The organism is Streptomyces sp. NPDC058092 (assembly GCF_042884935.1).
In the GTDB taxonomy this organism is placed as follows: domain Bacteria; phylum Actinomycetota; class Actinomycetes; order Streptomycetales; family Streptomycetaceae; genus Streptomyces.
Genome location: NZ_JBHVSY010000065.1, coordinates 1 through 3,794, shown reverse-complemented (window position 1 = coordinate 3,794; position 3,794 = coordinate 1). Strand labels below are relative to the sequence as shown.

At 67.2% G+C, this 3,794-nt stretch carries 3 protein-coding genes and 1 pseudogene; 3 read left to right on the top strand and 1 reads right to left on the bottom strand.

Going from position 1 to position 3,794, the window contains the following annotated elements; translation table 11 throughout:
- Positions 1–195: 195 nt before the first annotated feature.
- Positions 196–962: pseudogene (locus ACFVV1_RS40715) on the bottom strand (transposase).
- Between the two features lie 57 nt (positions 963–1,019).
- Here ACFVV1_RS40715 and ACFVV1_RS40710 point away from each other — a divergent pair.
- The 3 genes from ACFVV1_RS40710 (at position 1,020) to ACFVV1_RS40700 (ending at position 3,691) form a co-directional block, all read left to right on the top strand.
- Positions 1,020–1,433: a hypothetical protein gene (locus ACFVV1_RS40710; protein WP_390000664.1), complete on the top strand. Its 414-nt coding sequence runs from the start codon at positions 1,020–1,022 to the stop codon at positions 1,431–1,433.
- Between the two features lie 141 nt (positions 1,434–1,574).
- Positions 1,575–2,135 carry a hypothetical protein gene (locus ACFVV1_RS40705; protein ID WP_390000661.1) on the top strand — a complete coding sequence of 187 codons (561 nt, stop codon included), beginning with the start codon at positions 1,575–1,577 and terminating at the stop codon, positions 2,133–2,135.
- Positions 2,136–2,260: 125 nt separating this feature from the next.
- A complete protein-coding gene (locus ACFVV1_RS40700; RefSeq protein ID WP_390000659.1) occupies positions 2,261–3,691 on the top strand; it encodes an NF041680 family putative transposase in 1,431 nt (476 codons plus the stop codon).
- Positions 3,692–3,794: the final 103 nt, after the last annotated feature.

Genomic DNA, 3,794 nt, shown 5'->3' with positions numbered 1-3,794 from the left:
ACACCACGTGATCATTCCGGGGCCGTCGTCATGCCCGGAAGGCAGATCACGACCGTCACGCATCACGCATGATCAGCCACCCGACAGGCTCTCAGTCGTCGAGCGGCCAACCATTTGCCGGTAGGTCTAAGGGCCGTCCCGTAAATGATCTCTGAGCGGCCTCGGGCATGGTGGGCTGCTGTACGGCGGGATGGTCTATGCGGTAAGGGCGAGGTTGTGCATCCGCGCGATGCCGAGCATGGCGTGGTGGACGCCGTCGCCTTTGAGGCGGCAGTCGCGGAGGATCTTCCAAGTCTTCATGCGGGCGAAGACGTGCTCGACGCGGGCGCGGACCTGCTTGTGAGACTTGTTGTGGGCCTGCTTCCAGCCGGGCAACTCCTCGCCCTTGCGGCGCCGGTGGGGCATCACGAGCCCGGTCCCCGGATAGCCCCGTCGGCGATGGTCACGGTCGTGCCGACGGCGGCCTTCGCGCCGGACTCCTCCCACGCCTTGCAGTCGTTGCGGTTGCCGGGCAGGGGCTGGCCGATCACCACGACAAGGCAGGTGTCGGCGTCGATGACGACCTGATGGTTGGTGGAGTACCGGTAGTTCTTCGACTGCTCGGCGACGGTGTGATCGCGGGTGGGCACCAGAGTGCCGTCCACGATCAGCACGGTGTCCTTCGCGAACCGCTTGCGGGGCTGGAGAGCGAGCATCGGCCCGAGGCGATCGATGATCCGGTCCGCCGCCGACTTGGAAACCCCGAACAGTGGGCCCAGCTGGCGCATGGTCAGGTTCGTGCGCCAGTAGGCCGCGACCAGCAGTGCACGGTCCTCCAGCGGCAGGCTCCACGGCCGGCCCCTGCGGGCCGCATCCGCGCCCTCGCGCCGCAGAACAGTCACCAGCTTCCCGAACTGCCGCGGGCTCAGCCCGGTGAACGGGGCTATCCAGGACGGCTCCGAAGCCGTGATTACACCAGGCACGGCGAGATCGTCTCATCTCGTTCGTCCGGACGGATCCGGCGTGAGAGCCTCGCGCCTGTGGCTACTGAAACCGAGGTGGGAGAGCTGTTGCACCAGCGCGGCTGGCGGACGGCATTCACAGTCGCTGAGAGGGTGAACGCGTGGGCCGCCCTGGTGAGCTTCATCGAGCGTGGCTACGGCGACGACATCTACGAGTACACCAACGACCTGTACTGCCGGAACTGGCTGCACGAGGCGTGGCTCCTGCTGGATGAACACATCGTCCAGCTCTGGACCCCGCAGATCAAATCCCTGGACGACCGGTACAAGGCCGCGACCGTCGACGATGACGGCCAAGCACTTGACCAGTTCCACAGGCTGCCCGGCCCCGACCTGTGGTGGTGGCGGCGACACCCCCGCATCCTCACCAAAGACCTCGGGCGTTCGCTTCGCTCGGCCGGCGCCATCGGCACCGACCCGGACACAGCATGACCCTCAGCCTCCTGGGATTACGGGACAGCCCTTAGCTTGTTCTTTAACCTCTGCGTGCTGCCAGGTTGTGGCTGGTACCGAGCCGGAGGCTGCTCAGATATTCGATCGTCGACCAGCGGGTGACTTGGCAGACTGCTCGTCATGAGCAACTCGTACGCGCAGGCAGTGCTGAGGACGACGGATGTTGCGGAGACACTGCGAGTCGCTGGACAGCTGCTCGATCTCGCTGACACCGGGGAACTCGAAGTCGACTTCGAAGCACGGGTCTCCACGACCCGCGAGCTGGAGCGGTTGAGCGGAGTGATGCCGAACGCTGACTGGTGGTCGTACGGGGCCGACCGCCACGGCTCCTCACGCAATGGCGACTCTCCGTCAGAGTGCCTCCCGATCATCATGAGCAGATGGTGCATGGCACAGGAAGCCGTGGCGGCGTTCTTGACTGTCGTAGGGAACGTCCCGGCCATGGTGCGCTGGGATTTCAGTGGTTGGCCTGAGGCTCCGGAGGTAGGTCTCGGTCCTGGGGGCACCAGAGGCGCCTACGTGACGGTATGTGTGAATGCCCGCGACCTCTATCTTGAGGAGCCCGCGCCGGACCACACGGTTTACGTCCACGTGAAGCAGGTCGAAGCCCAACGGGCTGCCTGGCTGGCAGCGCGAGTCGGCCTTGAGGTCATCGGCGAGTTGCAGATGGCACCTCTCTGAGCCAGGTTGCCCCATGGCCCGCGAGCGATGAAGTTCCGGCATTCGCCGGACAATGGTACGGCCTTGGCGTGATTATGTGCGTTGCGAAGCACCCATGATCACCAACCAAGGCCGTGAGGACGAGTTTGCTGCAAGACGCTGTCCGCGTCGAGTCCCTGTCCGTGCTGTCCAACTTCCGGAACGGCTTCTACAACTGCCTGACCGCCCGCGCCGATGCCCTGTTCGAGCTGACCGACGCCCTGCTCTGCACGGACGGGCCGGTCAAGGCCCTGGTCGACCTGGCCCTGGCACCTGAGCACCGTCGCGGCCATGGCGCCCTCTACGACGCGCTGAACGGCGGCCGGATCGAGGCGGACCGGCTGCGGGCGACGCTGACCGCTCTGCCGCTTCCCCGCACCGCCGACGGGCGGATCGTCCTGGCCGTGGACGTCAGCTCGTGGCTGCGATCAGACGCGGCGACCAGTCCGGACAGGCTGTTCTGCCACGTCCACGGACGCGCGAAGAACGCCGCGCAGTTCATCCCCGGCTGGCCCTACTCCTTCGTCGTCGCACTGGAGAGCGGTCGCACCTCCTGGACCGGGATCCTGGACGCAGTCCGCTTGGGCCCCGAGGACGACGCCACGGCGGTGACCGCCGACCAGCTGCGGTCCGTCGTCGAGCGTCTGGTCACGGCCGGGCACTGGGCCGAGGGCGACGCGGACGTCCTGGTCGTCATGGACGCCGGCTACGACGTCACCCGCCTGGCGTTCGTCCTCGCCGACCTGCCCGTCGAACTCCTCGGGCGCATCCGCTCCGACCGGGTCCTGCGACGCCCGAAGCCACCCAGACTTCCCGGCACCAACGGCCGACCGCCCAAGCACGGACCCGAGTTCGCCCTGAACAAGCCCGCCACCTGGCCCGCCCCGCAGCACACCACCACGACCGCCACCACGCGCCACGGCACCGCCACCGCCGAAAGCTGGGACCGAATGCACCCCCGGCTCACCCACCGCACCTCCTGGATCGACCACGACGGCGAACTCCCCGTCATCGAGGGAACGCTGATCCGCCTGCAGGTCGACCACCTGCCCGGCGACCGCGACCCGAAGCCAGTCTGGTTGTGGTCCTCGGCCACCAGCGCCACCGCCGCCGACATCGACCGCTGGTGGCAGTCCTACCTCCGAAGATTCGATCTTGAACACACCTTCCGGCTGTTCAAGCAGACCCTCGGCTGGACCCGCCCCAAGCTTCGCGCCCCCGAGGCCGCCGACCGCTGGACCTGGATCGTCATCACGGCCCACACCCAGCTCCGCCTCGCCCGCCCCCTTGCCGAGGACCTCCGCCGCCCCTGGGAGAAACCCGCCGCCCCGGGCCGCCTCACACCGGCCCGCGTCCGCCGCGGATTCAGGAACATCCGCCCGATCAGCGCACTACCCGCCAGGGCGCCGAAACCCAGCCAGCCCGGCCCGGGACGACCACCCGGCTCCAAGAACCGCAGACCCGCACCCCGCCACGACGTCGGAAAGACCGTCAAACGCGACCTCACCATGACCGAACACCAAGATCGCAAAGGTTAAAGAACAAGCTTAGAGCCTGTCGGGTGGCTGATCATGCGTGATGCGTGACGGTCGTGATCTGCCTTCCGGGCATGACGACGGCCCCGGAATGATCACGTGGTGT

Bases quoted from the DNA above. Each gene is read 5' to 3' on its own strand.
- ACFVV1_RS40705 (WP_390000661.1), top strand. From the start codon at position 1,575: ATGAGCAACTCGTACGCGCAGGCAGTGCTGAGGACGACGGATGTTGCG.